General features: G+C 38.5%; 3 protein-coding genes. All 3 read right to left on the reverse strand.

Translation table 11 applies throughout. From position 1 onward, the window contains the following. On the reverse strand, nucleotides 1-206 hold a 206-nt coding region (gene sirA, locus AC1DTM_RS20775; RefSeq protein WP_477000771.1), incomplete at its 3' end, for a sporulation inhibitor of replication protein SirA. Between the two features lie 156 nt (nucleotides 207-362). Next, nucleotides 363-2,363: a transketolase gene (gene tkt / locus AC1DTM_RS20780; protein ID WP_477000772.1), complete on the reverse strand. Its 2,001-nt coding sequence runs from the start codon at nucleotides 2,361-2,363 to the stop codon at nucleotides 363-365. 305 nt (nucleotides 2,364-2,668) lie between these two features. Beyond that, a partial coding sequence (phnE, locus tag AC1DTM_RS20785; protein ID WP_477000773.1) for a phosphonate ABC transporter, permease protein PhnE occupies nucleotides 2,669-3,377 on the reverse strand: 709 nt, incomplete at its 5' end.

The following is a 3,377-nucleotide window of genomic DNA, read 5'->3' on the forward strand; positions in this document are numbered from 1 at the left end:
ACATGCAAAGCTTGTTCTAATTTATGATGAAGTTTCATTACTTGTAATGGCATCGTAATATACGTCATTTGTTTATATAATACTTTCTTCTCCGAAAGGGACCCAGATTCTGAAAATCGAGCAAATAAATCAAAAAACAAATATTCACGACCAAAGTAAGCTTTCGCAATATCCTCTTGAATTAAATACAATTCATACGTTTTCATTTTTTCCCTCCCGATCTGGACAACCTTTTCCCTACATTATATAAGAAAAAATTTGCAATGATTGTCTGACTACGGAGAGAGAAAAAACTTTTCCTGTCGAAAAAACTCAATTACATAGAAAAATCTCCCCATGCTGGAGAGATTTTTCTAAAATCATTAAAGCATTTCTTTTACTTTGCGAACAACGTTCTCTACAGTAAATCCATACTCTTCCATAATCTTCTCACCAGGAGCAGAAGCACCGAATGTGTCGATACCTAGTACATCTCCATCAAGACCTACGTAACGGTGCCATCCGAATGTAGCACCCATTTCAATTGCGAAACGTTTCGTTACTGCTTTTGGTAGTACAGATTCTTTGTACTCAGCAGTTTGAGCTTCAAAGCGATCCATAGATGGCATGCTAACAACAGCTGCATCAACGCCGTCTGCTGCTAAAGCTTTTTGCGCTTCGATTGCTAAGCTTACTTCAGATCMAGTTGCAAGTAGGATTACATCAGCCGTTTCTTTCTTGCTTKCAGAAACTACATATGCACCTTTTGCTACTTTTTCATAAGTATCGTCTTTTGCACCTTCTAATGTCGGAAGATCTTGACGAGTTAACACTAATGCAGTTGGTGTTTTTGTAGATTCTAAAGCTAATCTCCAAGCTGCAACAGATTCGTTACCGTCAGCTGGACGAATAACAGAAACGTTTGGCATTGCACGAAGTGCTGCTAATTGTTCAACCGGCTCATGCGTTGGACCATCTTCACCAACAGCGATACTGTCGTGTGTGAATACATACGTTACAGGCAATTGCATTAATGCTGCAAGACGAATTGCTGGACGTAAGTAGTCAGAGAATACGAAGAACGTACCACCGTAAGTTTTTAAACCGCCATGTAGTGCAATACCGTTCATTGCTGCACCCATCGCAAACTCACGAACACCGTACCAAATGTTTTTACCGCTGTAATCAGCTCTTGTGAAGTCTTTTTCGTTATTCATGTATGTTTTGTTAGAACCAGCAAGGTCAGCTGATCCACCAAAGAATGATGGTACAGACTCTGCAATAGCATTAATTACAGCACCTGAAGAATTACGTGTTGCTGCTTTTGATCCTAATTCATAAGTTGGTAAGCTTTGTTCCCAACCTTCTGGAAGAAGACCATTCATTGCTGCTTGCAGCTCGTTTGCTAATTCTGGATATGCTTGTGCATATTCACCGAGCATCGTGTTCCATGCAGCTTGTGCAGTCTCACCAGCATCTTGTACCGTTTTACGGAAGTTGTCATATACTTCTTCTGCTACATGGAAATCTTGTTCAGCAGTCCAAGCATATGCTTCTTTCGTTAATTTTGTTTCGTCTACACCAAGTGGAGAACCGTGTGAAGCTGATTTTCCTGATTTGTTTGGAGAACCGAAACCAATTGTCGTTCTTACTTCAATTAGCGTTGGGCGTTTTTCGTCAGCTTTCGCTTCTTCAATTGCTTTTGCAATTGCTTCAATATCGTTTCCATCCTCAACACGGATTACTTGCCAGCCGTATGCTTTGTAACGATCTTCTACACTTTCAGAGAATGAGCGATTTAAATCGCCATCTAATGAAATATCGTTTGAATCGTAAAGCACAACAAGACGACCTAATTGTAAATGAGCAGCTAATGAAGATGCTTCAGCAGAAACGCCTTCCATTAAATCGCCATCACCACAAATAGCGTATGTATGATGATCTACTACATTGTACGCATCACGGTTATACTTTGCTGCTAAATGTCTTTCAGCCATCGCCATACCAACAGCTGTTGCAATACCTTGTCCAAGTGGACCAGTTGTTGCGTCTATACCTGCTGTGTGACCATACTCAGGATGTCCTGGAGTTTTGCTTCCCCATTGACGGAAGTTCTTTAAGTCATCCATTGTTAAGTCATAACCAGATAGATGAAGTAGGCTGTATAGTAACATTGAACCATGACCTGCAGATAATACGAAACGATCGCGGTTAAACCACGTTGGGTTATTTGGATTGTGTTTCATAAATTGAGTCCATAATGTATAAGCCATTGGTGCTGCACCCATTGGCATTCCTGGGTGACCAGAATTTGCTTTTTCAATCGCATCAATGGATAATGTGCGAATCGTGTTGATAGAAAGTTGTTCGATTGAATGTGACATGCTATTCTTCCCTTCGCGTATGTTAGTAAACGTTTTATACATTTATATGATAGCTTCCCACGCAAGATTATACAACATGTATCGGCAAATATGTTGATGTTTTTTTGATTTTTTATAAARAAACCAATGTTTCCGGTAATGTATGGGTATTCAATATGACATACTTTTTTAATGTTTTTATTTTAAAAATAAAGGGAATTATCTGTATATTTATACAAATATATGAACTTCTTCTATACCAACTTTTTTGATAAACACTAAAAAAATACAAAAAAAGCATCTAACTTCGATGCTTTTAAAATCCGTTAAATAATCCGTTTTCGAATCGAACTTGAAATAAAATCAATTATAATTACCATTAAAATGATGCCTAATAAAATAATTCCCACGCGGGACCAATTCCGTGAACTCAGTGCAAAAATTAATGGAGTACCAATACCACCTGCTCCAATAACACCTAAAATCGCAGCGGATCGTACATTAATTTCGAATCTGTATAACGTATACGATAGAAAATCCGGTAACACTTGTGGTAATACTGCATACCAAAGTATTTGAAACCGATTTGCACCTGTTGCGATTAACGCTTCCGTCGGTCCCTTGTCTATATTCTCAATTCCTTCCGAATATAGTTTCCCTAACATCCCGATAGAGTGTAATCCTAAAGCTAGAACTCCGGCGAAAGAGCCTGGACCGACAGCTTTTATAAATAAAAGGGCCATAACTAATTCAGGAAATGTACGAACAAAACTAAGTACAAATTTCCCAGTTACTGAAGTTAATTTTCCACTACTCATATTCGTTGCCGCCCAAAAAGCAAATGGAACAGATAAAAAGGCAGAAATAAATGTACCTAATATCGCAATTGCCAATGTATCAATTAAACCATGTAACAAATCTTCACCATCTGGTAAAGATACATAGGACCAATCTGGGTTCAGTACGCCTGTCATAATTGCTTTTGTAATTTCTCCCGCTGTATCCTTTATTCCCTCTAGCGGGACTCCTGAAAAG

Source organism: Bacillus sp. P4_D3, from assembly GCF_056401855.1.